This is a genomic window from Photobacterium sp. CCB-ST2H9 (assembly GCF_023151555.2).
In the GTDB taxonomy this organism is placed as follows: domain Bacteria; phylum Pseudomonadota; class Gammaproteobacteria; order Enterobacterales; family Vibrionaceae; genus Photobacterium.
Genome location: NZ_CP100425.1, coordinates 3,512,127 through 3,528,036, shown reverse-complemented (window position 1 = coordinate 3,528,036; position 15,910 = coordinate 3,512,127). Strand labels below are relative to the sequence as shown.

The following is a 15,910-nucleotide window of genomic DNA, read 5'->3' as shown; positions in this document are numbered from 1 at the left end:
ATGCAAGACGTCAATAAACACGCCGTGAAGGCGTTCTTACTCGATCTACAGGATAAAATCTGCCAGGCGCTGGAAGCACAGGATGGTGAGGCCCGTTTTGTGGAAGACAGCTGGGATCGTGAAGAAGGCGGCGGTGGTCGCAGCCGGGTACTCCGTGATGGTGCAGTCTTTGAGCAAGGTGGTGTGAACTTTTCACATGTTTACGGGGCGCAGATGCCAGCCTCAGCCACCGCACATCGTCCGGAGCTGGCTGGCCGTCGTTTTGAGGCCATGGGCGTTTCTCTGGTGATCCATCCGAAAAACCCTTATATCCCGACGTCGCATGCCAATGTCCGCTTCTTTATTGCCGAGAAAGAGGGTGAAGATCCGGTCTGGTGGTTTGGCGGCGGGTTCGACCTGACGCCTTTCTATCCGTTTGAGGAAGACTGCCGGCACTGGCATCAGGTCGCCAAAGACCTGTGTGCTCCTTTTGGTGATGATGTCTATGCAGCACACAAAGCCTGGTGCGATAAATATTTCTTCCTGCCGCATCGTCAGGAAACCCGGGGTGTGGGTGGTCTGTTCTTTGATGACTTGAATCAGTGGGGTTTTGAGAAAAGCTTTGCTTACATGCAGGCGGTTGGTCTGGGTTATCTGGACGCTTATCTGCCAATCGTTGAAAAGCGTGCCCCTACCCCATACGGTTCACGCGAGCGTGAGTTCCAGTTGTATCGCCGTGGCCGCTATGTTGAGTTTAATCTGGTGTATGACCGCGGTACGCTGTTTGGCTTACAGAGCGGCGGGCGCACCGAATCCATTCTGATGTCGATGCCCCCTCTGGCACGCTGGGAGTATTGTTACCAGCCAGAGCCGGGTTCTCAGGAAGCTCGTTTGTACGATTACCTCACTCCGCGTGAGTGGTAATCCAGACAGAAGAAAGCAACTTTAAGTTAAGGAAGAAATTGCAGCCATGAGTCAGGACGCGGATAAATACGTTGTGTTCGGCAACCCGATTGCCCAGAGTAAATCGCCTTTCATTCATACGCTGTTTGCGCGTCAGACCGCTCAGGAGATGACATACGAAGCGCAATTGGTGCCGCTGGATGGCTTTCAGGCAGCAGCCAGTCAGTTCTTTGCCGGTGGCGGCCGTGGCTGCAATATCACGGTTCCTTTTAAAGAGCAGGCTTTTAGCTATGCGACGCAGCTGACTGAACGTGCCCGTCTGGCGGGTGCGGTCAATACCTTAAAAAAGCTGGATGACGGCGGGATCCTTGGTGATAACACTGATGGTGAAGGTTTGGTGCAGGACTTGCTGCGCAATCAGGTTGAGATGAAAGGCAAGCGCATCCTGCTGGTGGGCGCCGGTGGTGCTGCCCGCGGCGTGATTCTGCCTTTGCTGGCTCAGGAACCTGCCAGCCTGACGGTGACCAACCGTACCCTTTCCAAAGCTGAAGCACTGGCCGCGTTGTTTGCCTCGCACGGAAAGGTTTCTGCAAACGCACTTGATGCTTTATCTGCTGATCAGCATTTTGATCTGATTATCAACTCGACATCCGCCAGTCTGAGTCAGTCACTCCCTGGTATTCCTGCTGCTTTGGTTCATCCTGGCCTGGTTTGTTACGACATGGTCTATGGGCCGGAGGAAACGACCTTCAACCAGTGGGCGGCTGAACTCGGTGCAGGTCAAGTGATAGACGGACTTGGAATGCTGGTGGGCCAGGCGGCTGAAAGTTTTCTCTTGTGGCGGGGTATCCGCCCCGGAACAGAACAGGTATTGCGTGAACTTCGTCGTACACTGCAAGTAAAATAGTGGGTCACTATGAATCAAGACATCTTATTCGCTGATATCCAAACTTGGGACAGCGAGCGTCAGGCGGTATGTTTTCCTGCGCAGCAGGCCGGTGCGCTGATCCGTTGCTGGGTGCGTCTGGCATGGCTAGAAAAGCAGACCGGTGAAGTGCTGACGGATGAGGCGGCTATATTAACCGCCTTTAACAGCTGTCGCTTCGATTTGGAGGAGCTTGCTGAATCTCTGATTGATGATGAAGATTTTAATCAGGATGGCGACGTGATGATCGATTGAAGTCATTCGGCTTCATTCAGATACTCATCTTTCAGCCGAACATAATTGTCCGCCGATTGCGGCAGGAAGGCGCGTTCCGCATCTGTGAGCGGCCTTGCCTGTTTGGCTGGGCTTCCGACATACAAGTATCCGCTTTCCAGAACTTTTCCGGGTGGCACTAATGTCCCTGCCCCGATAATCACATCGTCTTCGATCATTGCACCGTCCAGCAGAATAGCACCCATACCAACCAGTACCCGGTTCCCGACTTGGCAGCCATGCAGCATTGCTTTGTGGCCAATTGTCACATCATCGCCAATAATTAAGGGATGACCATCCGGTTTGGCACCGCTCTTACGGGTGACATGTAAAACAGTGCCGTCCTGTATATTGGTGCGTTCACCTATCTTGATGTAGTTGACGTCTCCGCGTGCAGCAACCAATGGCCAGATGCTGCTGTGGTCGGCTAAATGAATGTCACCAACCAGAACGGCGGAAGCGTCGATATAAACTTGTTGCCCCACTGTTGGGCGTATGCCCTGATAAGGGCGAAGTGAGTTTTGCATTGCAGTACCTCAGGTTATTGCGGAGCATGTTCACTGAATTTGCGAGTTCTCCGGTGTTTATACCATCGAAAAATTGTGATGTTGTGTGAATAATGCGCGCTTAAACAAAAATGACGAATTTATTTCAAATTCGCTATTGCCAATGTGATCGAACTCTCTATAATGCCGCCTCACCGACACGGAGGAACGGCAGCAAAGCGGTTCGGTACGGAAAGGTAAGCGGCAAGAAATTAAATTGAAAAAAGTGTTTGACACTGACTTTTGATTCGATAGAATGGCCGCCCGTTTCGAGAGTTGAGTCACAAGGCTTAACGAGAAACAAAGTTCTTTAACAATTTGACCATGCAATCTGTGTGGGCACTCGACAATGATACAGTCAAAAAGATTTTATCAGTGAACTGAGTGACCAAATCGAAAGTTCTTTTATTAGAGCTTCGGCACAGTCAATTTATCAGTAATCACTGAGCCGCTTTTCTTCGGAAAGGCAACAAAATTCTAATTGAAGAGTTTGATCATGGCTCAGATTGAACGCTGGCGGCAGGCCTAACACATGCAAGTCGAGCGGCAGCGACATGACTGAACCTTCGGGGGACGTTATGGGCGGCGAGCGGCGGACGGGTGAGTAATGCCTGGGAACATGCCTTAGTGTGGGGGATAACCATTGGAAACGATGGCTAATACCGCATAATCTCTACGGAGCAAAGCGGGGGACCTTCGGGCCTCGCGCGCTAAGATTGGCCCAGGTGGGATTAGCTAGTAGGTGGGGTAACGGCTCACCTAGGCGACGATCCCTAGCTGGTCTGAGAGGATGATCAGCCACACTGGAACTGAGACACGGTCCAGACTCCTACGGGAGGCAGCAGTGGGGAATATTGCACAATGGGGGAAACCCTGATGCAGCCATGCCGCGTGTGTGAAGAAGGCCTTCGGGTTGTAAAGCACTTTCAGCAGTGAGGAAGGGGTGAGTATTAACAGTGCTCATCTTTGACGTTAGCTGCAGAAGAAGCACCGGCTAACTCCGTGCCAGCAGCCGCGGTAATACGGAGGGTGCGAGCGTTAATCGGAATTACTGGGCGTAAAGCGCATGCAGGCGGCGTGTTAAGCCAGATGTGAAAGCCCGGGGCTCAACCTCGGAATCGCATTTGGAACTGGCATGCTAGAGTCTTGTAGAGGGGGGTAGAATTTCAGGTGTAGCGGTGAAATGCGTAGAGATCTGAAGGAATACCGGTGGCGAAGGCGGCCCCCTGGACAAAGACTGACGCTCAGATGCGAAAGCGTGGGGAGCAAACAGGATTAGATACCCTGGTAGTCCACGCCGTAAACGATGTCTACTTGGAGGTTGGTGTCTTGAACACTGGCTTTCGGAGCTAACGCGTTAAGTAGACCGCCTGGGGAGTACGGTCGCAAGATTAAAACTCAAATGAATTGACGGGGGCCCGCACAAGCGGTGGAGCATGTGGTTTAATTCGATGCAACGCGAAGAACCTTACCTACTCTTGACATCCAGAGAACTTAGCAGAGATGCTTTGGTGCCTTCGGGAACTCTGAGACAGGTGCTGCATGGCTGTCGTCAGCTCGTGTTGTGAAATGTTGGGTTAAGTCCCGCAACGAGCGCAACCCTTATCCTTGTTTGCCAGCACTTCGGGTGGGAACTCCAGGGAGACTGCCGGTGATAAACCGGAGGAAGGTGGGGACGACGTCAAGTCATCATGGCCCTTACGAGTAGGGCTACACACGTGCTACAATGGCGTATACAGAGGGCTGCCAACTAGCGATAGTGAGCGAATCCCACAAAGTACGTCGTAGTCCGGATTGGAGTCTGCAACTCGACTCCATGAAGTCGGAATCGCTAGTAATCGTGGATCAGAATGCCACGGTGAATACGTTCCCGGGCCTTGTACACACCGCCCGTCACACCATGGGAGTGGGCTGCACCAGAAGTAGATAGCTTAACCTTCGGGGGGGCGTTTACCACGGTGTGGTTCATGACTGGGGTGAAGTCGTAACAAGGTAGCCCTAGGGGAACCTGGGGCTGGATCACCTCCTTACCTAAAGACTGCGTTGTTTCGCAGTGTCCACACAGATTGCCTGGTGAAATCGTTCAAAGAAAAGCAGAAAGCCTTAATGAATGGCACACGCTATTGATTAAAGCTGTTTGCTTTAATGCTCTTTAACAATCTGGAAAGCTGACTAGTAAATTCAATCTTTGAGATTGAATCAAACTGTTTCGAAAGAAACAGAGTTCTCAAGCAAAACACATTCAAGTGTCTTGTATTTTTTGTCTTCACTTTTGAAAAGTGAAAGCAAAGTGAGTCCGGCGAAATAAATCAAACCTTGGTTGTTTGAACATACGAAACCTCTTGGGGTTGTATGGTTAAGTGACTAAGCGTACACGGTGGATGCCTGGGCAGTCAGAGGCGATGAAGGACGTACTAACTTGCGATAAGCGGTGATGAGGCAGTAAGAGCCACTTGAGTCACCGATTTCCGAATGGGGAAACCCAGCCGCATAAGCGGTTATCATCAGGTGAATACATAGCCTGATGAGGCGAACCGGGGGAACTGAAACATCTAAGTACCCCGAGGAAGAGAAATCAACCGAGATTCCGGCAGTAGCGGCGAGCGAAACCGGATTAGCCCTTAAGCGTTTTTTGTGTCAGGTGAAGGCTCTGGAAAGTGCCGCGATACAGGGTGACAGCCCCGTAACCGACGATACCTTAAACGTGAAAACGAGTAGGACGGGACACGTGTTATCTTGTCTGAAGATGGGGGGACCATCCTCCAAGGCTAAATACTCCTGACTGACCGATAGTGAACCAGTACCGTGAGGGAAAGGCGAAAAGAACCCCTGTGAGGGGAGTGAAAAAGAACCTGAAACCGTGTACGTACAAGCAGTAGGAGCCCTTCGGGGTGACTGCGTACCTTTTGTATAATGGGTCAGCGACTTAATTTCAGTAGCAAGGTTAACCGTATAGGGGAGCCGTAGGGAAACCGAGTCTTAACTGGGCGTGCAGTTGCTGGGATTAGACCCGAAACCAGGTGATCTAGCCATGGGCAGGTTGAAGGTGAGGTAACACTTACTGGAGGACCGAACCGACTAATGTTGAAAAATTAGCGGATGACTTGTGGCTAGGGGTGAAAGGCCAATCAAACCTGGAGATAGCTGGTTCTCCCCGAAAGCTATTTAGGTAGCGCCTCGGACGAATACTACTGGGGGTAGAGCACTGTTAAGGCTAGGGGGTCATCCCGACTTACCAACCCTTTGCAAACTCCGAATACCAGTAAGTACTATCCGGGAGACACACGGCGGGTGCTAACGTCCGTCGTGGAGAGGGAAACAACCCAGACCGCCAGCTAAGGTCCCAAAGTATCACTAAGTGGGAAACGATGTGGGAAGGCTCAGACAGCCAGGATGTTGGCTTAGAAGCAGCCATCATTTAAAGAAAGCGTAATAGCTCACTGGTCGAGTCGGCCTGCGCGGAAGATTTAACGGGGCTAAGTGATACACCGAAGCTGCGGCAATGCGATTTATCGTATTGGGTAGGGGAGCGTTCTGTAAGCGGCTGAAGGTGTGCTGTAAGGCATGCTGGACGTATCAGAAGTGCGAATGCTGACATGAGTAACGACAAGGGGGGTGAAAAACCTCCCCGCCGGAAGACCAAGGGTTCCTGTCCAACGTTAATCGGGGCAGGGTAAGTCGACCCCTAAGGCGAGGCCGAAAGGCGTAGTCGATGGGAAACGGGTTAATATTCCCGTACTTCTTACTATTGCGATGGGGGGACGGAGAAGGCTAGGTGGGCCAGGCGACGGTTGTCCTGGTTCAAGGGTGTAGGCTGATGGTTTAGGCAAATCCGGACCATCTCAAGGCTGAGACCCGATGTCGAGTCACTACGGTGATGAAGTCATTGATGCCATGCTTCCGGGAAAAGCCTCTAAGCTTCAGATAGTAAGGAATCGTACCCCAAACCGACACAGGTGGTCGGGTAGAGAATACCAAGGCGCTTGAGAGAACTCGGGTGAAGGAACTAGGCAAAATGGTACCGTAACTTCGGGAGAAGGTACGCTGCCGGCGGTGAAGAGACTTGCTCTTGGAGCTGCTGGCAGTCGCAGATACCAGGTGGCTGCAACTGTTTATTAAAAACACAGCACTGTGCAAAATCGAAAGATGACGTATACGGTGTGACGCCTGCCCGGTGCCGGAAGGTTAATTGATGGGGTTATCTTCGGAGAAGCTCTTGATCGAAGCCCCGGTAAACGGCGGCCGTAACTATAACGGTCCTAAGGTAGCGAAATTCCTTGTCGGGTAAGTTCCGACCTGCACGAATGGCGTAATGATGGCCACGCTGTCTCCACCCGAGACTCAGTGAAATTGAAATCGCAGTGAAGATGCTGCGTACCCGCGGCTAGACGGAAAGACCCCGTGAACCTTTACTACAGCTTGGCACTGAACATTGACCCTACATGTGTAGGATAGGTGGGAGGCTTCGAAGCAGGTACGCCAGTATCTGTGGAGCCGTCCTTGAAATACCACCCTTGTAGTGTTGATGTTCTAACGTCGCCCCGTTATCCGGGGTGCGGACAGTGCCTGGTGGGTAGTTTGACTGGGGCGGTCTCCTCCCAAAGCGTAACGGAGGAGCACGAAGGTGGGCTAATCACGGTCGGACATCGTGAGGTTAGTGCAATGGCATAAGCCCGCTTAACTGCGAGAATGACGGTTCGAGCAGGTGCGAAAGCAGGTCATAGTGATCCGGTGGTTCTGAATGGAAGGGCCATCGCTCAACGGATAAAAGGTACTCCGGGGATAACAGGCTGATACCGCCCAAGAGTTCATATCGACGGCGGTGTTTGGCACCTCGATGTCGGCTCATCACATCCTGGGGCTGAAGTCGGTCCCAAGGGTATGGCTGTTCGCCATTTAAAGTGGTACGCGAGCTGGGTTTAGAACGTCGTGAGACAGTTCGGTCCCTATCTGCCGTGGGCGCTGGATGATTGAAGGGAGTTGCTCCTAGTACGAGAGGACCGGAGTGAACGAACCGCTGGTGTTCGGGTTGTGTCGCCAGACGCATTGCCCGGTAGCTAAGTTCGGAACAGATAACCGCTGAAAGCATCTAAGCGGGAAGCTGGCCCTGAGATGAGTCATCCCTGAGACTTTGAGTCTCCTGAAGGGCTGTTCGAGACTAGAACGTTGATAGGCAGGGTGTGTAAGCGTTGTGAGGCGCTCAGCTAACCTGTACTAATTGCCCGTGAGGCTTAACCATACAACACCCAAGGGGTTTTAAGTACGGACTCCATGAGCACTTGAATGATGTGCTGAGAACCTAGTCAGATTTTTCCAAGATTGTTGAACAAATTTTGCCTGGCGACCATAGCGCTGTGGAACCACCTGATCCCATGCCGAACTCAGACGTGAAACGCAGCAGCGCCGATGGTAGTGTGGGGTCTCCCCATGTGAGAGTAGGACATCGCCAGGCTCCCTATTTGAGAAGCCCGTCGCGGACGGGCTTTTTCTTCGCTCCGGAGTGAATGCTTCGTGAGCGGAGTCAACACAGAGTTTTTGCTTTTTGACCGGTCGCGGACCGGGACGAAAAAAGATGAAAATTTTGTCTTGACTTCAAATGAGGGAAGCGTAATATACGCGTCCTGACTTGCTGAAGCGAAACGCGCTAAAGCATTGAAAGTCAACGTTCTTTAACAATTTGACCATGCAATCTGTGTGGGCACTCGACAATGATACAGTCAAAAAGATTTTATCAGTGAACTGAGTGACCAAATCGAAAGTTCTTTTATTAGAGCTTCGGCACAGTCAATTTATCAGTAATCACTGAGCCGCTTTTCTTCGGAAAGGCAACAAAATTCTAATTGAAGAGTTTGATCATGGCTCAGATTGAACGCTGGCGGCAGGCCTAACACATGCAAGTCGAGCGGCAGCGACATGACTGAACCTTCGGGGGACGTTATGGGCGGCGAGCGGCGGACGGGTGAGTAATGCCTGGGAACATGCCTTAGTGTGGGGGATAACCATTGGAAACGATGGCTAATACCGCATAATCTCTACGGAGCAAAGCGGGGGACCTTCGGGCCTCGCGCGCTAAGATTGGCCCAGGTGGGATTAGCTAGTAGGTGGGGTAACGGCTCACCTAGGCGACGATCCCTAGCTGGTCTGAGAGGATGATCAGCCACACTGGAACTGAGACACGGTCCAGACTCCTACGGGAGGCAGCAGTGGGGAATATTGCACAATGGGGGAAACCCTGATGCAGCCATGCCGCGTGTGTGAAGAAGGCCTTCGGGTTGTAAAGCACTTTCAGCAGTGAGGAAGGGGTGAGTATTAATAGTGCTCATCTTTGACGTTAGCTGCAGAAGAAGCACCGGCTAACTCCGTGCCAGCAGCCGCGGTAATACGGAGGGTGCGAGCGTTAATCGGAATTACTGGGCGTAAAGCGCATGCAGGCGGCGTGTTAAGCCAGATGTGAAAGCCCGGGGCTCAACCTCGGAATCGCATTTGGAACTGGCATGCTAGAGTCTTGTAGAGGGGGGTAGAATTTCAGGTGTAGCGGTGAAATGCGTAGAGATCTGAAGGAATACCGGTGGCGAAGGCGGCCCCCTGGACAAAGACTGACGCTCAGATGCGAAAGCGTGGGGAGCAAACAGGATTAGATACCCTGGTAGTCCACGCCGTAAACGATGTCTACTTGGAGGTTGGTGTCTTGAACACTGGCTTTCGGAGCTAACGCGTTAAGTAGACCGCCTGGGGAGTACGGTCGCAAGATTAAAACTCAAATGAATTGACGGGGGCCCGCACAAGCGGTGGAGCATGTGGTTTAATTCGATGCAACGCGAAGAACCTTACCTACTCTTGACATCCAGAGAACTTAGCAGAGATGCTTTGGTGCCTTCGGGAACTCTGAGACAGGTGCTGCATGGCTGTCGTCAGCTCGTGTTGTGAAATGTTGGGTTAAGTCCCGCAACGAGCGCAACCCTTATCCTTGTTTGCCAGCACTTCGGGTGGGAACTCCAGGGAGACTGCCGGTGATAAACCGGAGGAAGGTGGGGACGACGTCAAGTCATCATGGCCCTTACGAGTAGGGCTACACACGTGCTACAATGGCGTATACAGAGGGCTGCCAACTAGCGATAGTGAGCGAATCCCACAAAGTACGTCGTAGTCCGGATTGGAGTCTGCAACTCGACTCCATGAAGTCGGAATCGCTAGTAATCGTGGATCAGAATGCCACGGTGAATACGTTCCCGGGCCTTGTACACACCGCCCGTCACACCATGGGAGTGGGCTGCACCAGAAGTAGATAGCTTAACCTTCGGGAGGGCGTTTACCACGGTGTGGTTCATGACTGGGGTGAAGTCGTAACAAGGTAGCCCTAGGGGAACCTGGGGCTGGATCACCTCCTTACCTAAAGACTGCGTTGTTGACGCAGTGTCCACACAGATTGCCTGGTTAAAATGTAAAGAGCGCAAGAGAAGGGTCTGTAGCTCAGGTGGTTAGAGCGCACCCCTGATAAGGGTGAGGTCGGTGGTTCAAGTCCACTCAGACCCACCACTGTTTTCCCAAACACAGTGGTTGAACACTCTTGCAAAACTCGATGGGGCTATAGCTCAGCTGGGAGAGCGCCTGCCTTGCACGCAGGAGGTCAGCAGTTCGATCCTGCTTAGCTCCACCACTCTTTAAGGGTTTTCCCCGAGAATCTTTAGAAAGTGGTTATCTGTCGATAATTCACAATGCTCTTTAACAATCTGGAAAGCTGACTAGTAAATTCAATCTTTGAGATTGAATCAAACTGTTTCGAAAGAAACAGAGTTCTCAAGCAAAACACATTCAAGTGTCTTGTATTTTTTGTCTTCACTTTTGAAAAGTGAAAGCAAAGTGAGTCCGGCGAAACAAATCAAACCTTGGTTGTTTGAACATACGAAACCTCTTGGGGTTGTATGGTTAAGTGACTAAGCGTACACGGTGGATGCCTGGGCAGTCAGAGGCGATGAAGGACGTACTAACTTGCGATAAGCGGTGATGAGGCAGTAAGAGCCACTTGAGTCACCGATTTCCGAATGGGGAAACCCAGCCGCATAAGCGGTTATCATCAGGTGAATACATAGCCTGATGAGGCGAACCGGGGGAACTGAAACATCTAAGTACCCCGAGGAAGAGAAATCAACCGAGATTCCGGCAGTAGCGGCGAGCGAAACCGGATTAGCCCTTAAGCGTTTTTTGTGTCAGGTGAAGGCTCTGGAAAGTGCCGCGATACAGGGTGACAGCCCCGTAACCGACGATACCTTAAACGTGAAAACGAGTAGGACGGGACACGTGTTATCTTGTCTGAAGATGGGGGGACCATCCTCCAAGGCTAAATACTCCTGACTGACCGATAGTGAACCAGTACCGTGAGGGAAAGGCGAAAAGAACCCCTGTGAGGGGAGTGAAAAAGAACCTGAAACCGTGTACGTACAAGCAGTAGGAGCCCTTCGGGGTGACTGCGTACCTTTTGTATAATGGGTCAGCGACTTAATTTCAGTAGCAAGGTTAACCGTATAGGGGAGCCGTAGGGAAACCGAGTCTTAACTGGGCGTGCAGTTGCTGGGATTAGACCCGAAACCAGGTGATCTAGCCATGGGCAGGTTGAAGGTGAGGTAACACTTACTGGAGGACCGAACCGACTAATGTTGAAAAATTAGCGGATGACTTGTGGCTAGGGGTGAAAGGCCAATCAAACCTGGAGATAGCTGGTTCTCCCCGAAAGCTATTTAGGTAGCGCCTCGGACGAATACTACTGGGGGTAGAGCACTGTTAAGGCTAGGGGGTCATCCCGACTTACCAACCCTTTGCAAACTCCGAATACCAGTAAGTACTATCCGGGAGACACACGGCGGGTGCTAACGTCCGTCGTGGAGAGGGAAACAACCCAGACCGCCAGCTAAGGTCCCAAAGTATCACTAAGTGGGAAACGATGTGGGAAGGCTCAGACAGCCAGGATGTTGGCTTAGAAGCAGCCATCATTTAAAGAAAGCGTAATAGCTCACTGGTCGAGTCGGCCTGCGCGGAAGATTTAACGGGGCTAAGTGATACACCGAAGCTGCGGCAATGCGATTTATCGTATTGGGTAGGGGAGCGTTCTGTAAGCGGCTGAAGGTGTGCTGTAAGGCATGCTGGACGTATCAGAAGTGCGAATGCTGACATGAGTAACGACAAGGGGGGTGAAAAACCTCCCCGCCGGAAGACCAAGGGTTCCTGTCCAACGTTAATCGGGGCAGGGTAAGTCGACCCCTAAGGCGAGGCCGAAAGGCGTAGTCGATGGGAAACGGGTTAATATTCCCGTACTTCTTACTATTGCGATGGGGGGACGGAGAAGGCTAGGTGGGCCAGGCGACGGTTGTCCTGGTTCAAGGGTGTAGGCTGATGGTTTAGGCAAATCCGGACCATCTCAAGGCTGAGACCCGATGTCGAGTCACTACGGTGATGAAGTCATTGATGCCATGCTTCCGGGAAAAGCCTCTAAGCTTCAGATAGTAAGGAATCGTACCCCAAACCGACACAGGTGGTCGGGTAGAGAATACCAAGGCGCTTGAGAGAACTCGGGTGAAGGAACTAGGCAAAATGGTACCGTAACTTCGGGAGAAGGTACGCTGCCGGCGGTGAAGAGACTTGCTCTTGGAGCTGCTGGCAGTCGCAGATACCAGGTGGCTGCAACTGTTTATTAAAAACACAGCACTGTGCAAAATCGAAAGATGACGTATACGGTGTGACGCCTGCCCGGTGCCGGAAGGTTAATTGATGGGGTTATCTTCGGAGAAGCTCTTGATCGAAGCCCCGGTAAACGGCGGCCGTAACTATAACGGTCCTAAGGTAGCGAAATTCCTTGTCGGGTAAGTTCCGACCTGCACGAATGGCGTAATGATGGCCACGCTGTCTCCACCCGAGACTCAGTGAAATTGAAATCGCAGTGAAGATGCTGCGTACCCGCGGCTAGACGGAAAGACCCCGTGAACCTTTACTACAGCTTGGCACTGAACATTGACCCTACATGTGTAGGATAGGTGGGAGGCTTCGAAGCAGGTACGCCAGTATCTGTGGAGCCGTCCTTGAAATACCACCCTTGTAGTGTTGATGTTCTAACGTCGCCCCGTTATCCGGGGTGCGGACAGTGCCTGGTGGGTAGTTTGACTGGGGCGGTCTCCTCCCAAAGCGTAACGGAGGAGCACGAAGGTGGGCTAATCACGGTCGGACATCGTGAGGTTAGTGCAATGGCATAAGCCCGCTTAACTGCGAGAATGACGGTTCGAGCAGGTGCGAAAGCAGGTCATAGTGATCCGGTGGTTCTGAATGGAAGGGCCATCGCTCAACGGATAAAAGGTACTCCGGGGATAACAGGCTGATACCGCCCAAGAGTTCATATCGACGGCGGTGTTTGGCACCTCGATGTCGGCTCATCACATCCTGGGGCTGAAGTCGGTCCCAAGGGTATGGCTGTTCGCCATTTAAAGTGGTACGCGAGCTGGGTTTAGAACGTCGTGAGACAGTTCGGTCCCTATCTGCCGTGGGCGCTGGATGATTGAAGGGAGTTGCTCCTAGTACGAGAGGACCGGAGTGAACGAACCGCTGGTGTTCGGGTTGTGTCGCCAGACGCATTGCCCGGTAGCTAAGTTCGGAACAGATAACCGCTGAAAGCATCTAAGCGGGAAGCTGGCCCTGAGATGAGTCATCCCTGAGACTTTGAGTCTCCTGAAGGGCTGTTCGAGACTAGAACGTTGATAGGCAGGGTGTGTAAGCGTTGTGAGGCGCTCAGCTAACCTGTACTAATTGCCCGTGAGGCTTAACCATACAACACCCAAGGGGTTTTAAGTACGGACTCCATGAGCACTTGAATGATGTGCTGAGAACTTTAGTCAGATTTTTCCGAGATTGTTGAACAAATTTTGCCTGGCGACCATAGCGCTGTGGAACCACCTGATCCCATGCCGAACTCAGACGTGAAACGCAGCAGCGCCGATGGTAGTGTGGGGTCTCCCCATGTGAGAGTAGGACATCGCCAGGCGCCCTATTTAGAAATCAGATACAGTCTGGTTTCAGCCGTGTGGAGCGGTAGTTCAGTTGGTTAGAATACCGGCCTGTCACGCCGGGGGTCGCGGGTTCGAGTCCCGTCCGCTCCGCCACTTCTTAGAGAAACCCAGTCAGCAATGGCTGGGTTTTTTGCTATTCAGGGTTCTGATAATTTCTCACTGACGCAAAGCCTCAGACTAGGCGTCCCCCTCGAAAGACTGGGGCTTTTTTACGTTGGGGATTTGATATCCGTCCTTCGGCCGGACGCCTCCCGGTCGAATGCGATTCCAGCTGTCCGCTACTTCTTAAAGAAACCCAGCCAGTCATGACTTTTTTTTGCTATTTGCTATTCGTGATTTGATTTCTGACAGTTGGATATCCGCCTATTGGCAGGATGAATATTTCCCTCTCTCTGCCCGTTGTTTTAAAACTTAAGACATAACCACAGATGTGCCCCATGGGATGAAAGTTGAAGTCCACAGAAGAACTACTGGAACTCTGCGCTAAAGCGCATCCCAGGAGCACCTGTAGTGATTTGAGATAGGGTGTATTCATCTTCTAAAACGCTGGTGACACACTGTCTACAAGTCTGATATCGTGTTTTGGTTCTTAACTAGGATCAGCTGGAATGTTGTTGTCTGGCGAGGGAATACTGCACCAATCGGCCACGTAAACCTGTTGAGTTTGATGATCGATGTTTTAGTAGGCGGTTGAGCATCAAATTGATAAATTTCGACATTCAGGGCTGGTAATTATCATCAGTCTATATACAATACTTACCACACGACAGGGGTGTAGCTCCAATTGGCAGAGCAGCGGATTCCAAATCCGCGTGTTGGGAGTTCGAATCTCTCCACCCCTGCCATCTCTTTTAAGCTCTCGCAGAAATGCGGGAGCTTTTTCGTTTTCAGCGTTTATCTAACGCGATACCGTACGGCATTACATCCTCAGAATGCTGAATTTATTCGAGCCCAAATCGAAAAAAAGCCTCATCTATGATGAGGCTGGTACCAATCTAAACTCTCACGTCAGTCTTAGCTTCTCATCATCAGCTGATAGCCAATAAAGCAGGCAGAAATACTCAGGAATACATTTAAGAGCAGGTTCAGTGTCATCTTGGCGTACTCGCCGTGCTGAAGCAGGACGACGTTATCCATGGAGAATGTTGAAAATGTCGTGAGGGCGCCGAGAAAGCCCAATCCGAGAATCGGACGCCATGGTGAGGCTTCAATCATTCCCTGATTCAGGGCTGACATCAGCAGTCCCATGATAAATGAACCGATGACATTGACGGCGAGGGTCCCATAAGGGAAGCCGCGTCCAAACAGGACAACAGACAGCTCGGCTATCAGATAACGGGCACATGCGCCAAAGGCTCCGCCAAAGGCAACATAGCTTAAAACGATGAGTTGATTCATTTGTACGCTGGTCTCTGTCAATCAAACCAGATACTAATACCATGAAATGAACCCTCTGTTGAGACAGTCACTAAGGTAATTCACAAAACAATGTGCTATACGGTGTTGTATTGCAAGCGTTCGTGAATTGAGGTGGTGATGAAGCTTTATAAAACGGTCTTGCTGGCACTCAACCCAGATGATCAACGGGCACAGCAGCTGGTCGTGAAAGCCGGGGTCGTGGCAAGCCATAACAATGCAGACCTACACCTGGCATATGTCGAGCCCGGGGTCGGTAATCTGAGTTTTTTGGATATTGAGCTGCAACTGAAAGAAGCCCATGACGATCAGGAGCTCAGGCGAATGGCGCAGTTGTCTGAATTAGCCACCCATTCTCCGCAGCCTGTGCGCGCGATGCATCTCTATGATGGTGATGTTGCAAAACATCTCATTGAACTGGCAGCAAAAATAAATGCAGACTTAGTGATTGTCGGCCATGCCAAAACGGATCTGCACTGGTTGCGAGAAGATGTCCGTCGTGAATTGGATCTGCATTTAAAGTGCGATGTGCTGATTTGTCGCTGATGCGTGACGGTTTTTACTGATTCCTGAAATTCAGTAAAGACCGCTTGCTGTCGGGATACACCTTTCTTATACTCGTTAGCTGAAACTTGTCGGAGTGCCAACTGGCTGAGACCGCATTGCGGGATCCGTTGAACCTGATCAGATTAGTATCTGCGAAGGGAACAAGAGAAAATCTTCTGCCTAGCTGTACCTGTCGTGTACAGCTGCTGTATCAGACGATGCGACACGCCCTACTTGTGTCCGCCTCTTGTTTACGCGCCCATCCGTCAAGCAAC

Annotated in this window: 6 protein-coding genes, 4 tRNA genes, 6 rRNA genes and 1 riboswitch; of the genes, 14 read left to right on the top strand and 2 right to left on the bottom strand. The window is 51.5% G+C overall.

Annotated features, from left to right (window positions below; all coding sequences use genetic code 11):
• The 3 genes from hemF to L4174_RS16240 are packed head-to-tail and all read left to right on the top strand — an operon-like array spanning position 1 to position 2,062.
• On the top strand, positions 1–903 hold the full coding sequence (hemF, locus tag L4174_RS16250; protein ID WP_248144768.1) for an oxygen-dependent coproporphyrinogen oxidase: 903 nt from the start codon (positions 1–3) through the stop codon (positions 901–903).
• 46 nt (positions 904–949) lie between these two features.
• On the top strand, positions 950–1,789 hold the full coding sequence (gene aroE, locus L4174_RS16245) for a shikimate dehydrogenase (RefSeq protein WP_248144769.1): 840 nt from the start codon (positions 950–952) through the stop codon (positions 1,787–1,789).
• Positions 1,790–1,798: 9 nt separating this feature from the next.
• Positions 1,799–2,062 carry a DUF1488 domain-containing protein gene (locus L4174_RS16240; protein ID WP_248144770.1) on the top strand — a complete coding sequence of 88 codons (264 nt, stop codon included), beginning with the start codon at positions 1,799–1,801 and terminating at the stop codon, positions 2,060–2,062.
• Positions 2,063–2,064: 2 nt separating this feature from the next.
• On the opposite strand, the gene L4174_RS16235 is transcribed toward L4174_RS16240, so the two are convergent.
• Positions 2,065–2,607, bottom strand: coding sequence for a gamma carbonic anhydrase family protein (locus tag L4174_RS16235; RefSeq protein WP_248144771.1), 543 nt, complete (start codon positions 2,605–2,607; stop codon positions 2,065–2,067).
• Positions 2,608–3,103: 496 nt separating this feature from the next.
• Here L4174_RS16235 and L4174_RS16230 point away from each other — a divergent pair.
• The 10 genes from L4174_RS16230 to L4174_RS16185 all read left to right on the top strand — a co-directional run bounded on the left by L4174_RS16230 (position 3,104) and on the right by L4174_RS16185 (position 14,518).
• Positions 3,104–4,655: ribosomal RNA gene (locus L4174_RS16230) — 16S ribosomal RNA — on the top strand.
• 324 nt (positions 4,656–4,979) lie between these two features.
• Positions 4,980–7,864: ribosomal RNA gene (locus tag L4174_RS16225) — 23S ribosomal RNA — on the top strand.
• Between the two features lie 97 nt (positions 7,865–7,961).
• Positions 7,962–8,077 (top strand): 5S ribosomal RNA (gene rrf / locus L4174_RS16220).
• Positions 8,078–8,462: 385 nt separating this feature from the next.
• Positions 8,463–10,014, top strand: a 16S ribosomal RNA gene (locus L4174_RS16215).
• A gap of 70 nt (positions 10,015–10,084) precedes the next feature.
• Positions 10,085–10,161, top strand: a tRNA-Ile gene (locus tag L4174_RS16210).
• Positions 10,162–10,206: 45 nt separating this feature from the next.
• Positions 10,207–10,282, top strand: a tRNA-Ala gene (locus L4174_RS16205).
• 267 nt (positions 10,283–10,549) lie between these two features.
• Positions 10,550–13,434 (top strand): 23S ribosomal RNA (locus tag L4174_RS16200).
• 98 nt (positions 13,435–13,532) lie between these two features.
• Positions 13,533–13,648 (top strand): 5S ribosomal RNA (gene rrf, locus L4174_RS16195).
• Together the 16S, 23S and 5S rRNA genes with 3 tRNA genes alongside form the textbook arrangement of a ribosomal RNA operon.
• Before the next feature lie 41 nt (positions 13,649–13,689).
• A tRNA-Asp gene (locus L4174_RS16190) sits at positions 13,690–13,766 on the top strand.
• 675 nt (positions 13,767–14,441) lie between these two features.
• Positions 14,442–14,518 (top strand) — tRNA-Trp (locus tag L4174_RS16185).
• A 169-nt stretch (positions 14,519–14,687) separates the two neighbouring features.
• Here the strand turns inward: L4174_RS16185 and crcB are convergent.
• Entirely contained in the window at positions 14,688–15,071 is a 384-nt protein-coding gene (gene crcB / locus L4174_RS16180; protein ID WP_248144611.1) for a fluoride efflux transporter CrcB, read from the bottom strand.
• Positions 15,072–15,209: 138 nt separating this feature from the next.
• Here crcB and L4174_RS16175 point away from each other — a divergent pair, with 138 nt between their 5' ends.
• On the top strand, positions 15,210–15,635 hold the full coding sequence (locus L4174_RS16175; protein ID WP_248144612.1) for a universal stress protein: 426 nt from the start codon (positions 15,210–15,212) through the stop codon (positions 15,633–15,635).
• An 80-nt stretch (positions 15,636–15,715) separates the two neighbouring features.
• Positions 15,716–15,813: riboswitch (TPP riboswitch) on the top strand.
• Positions 15,814–15,910: the final 97 nt, after the last annotated feature.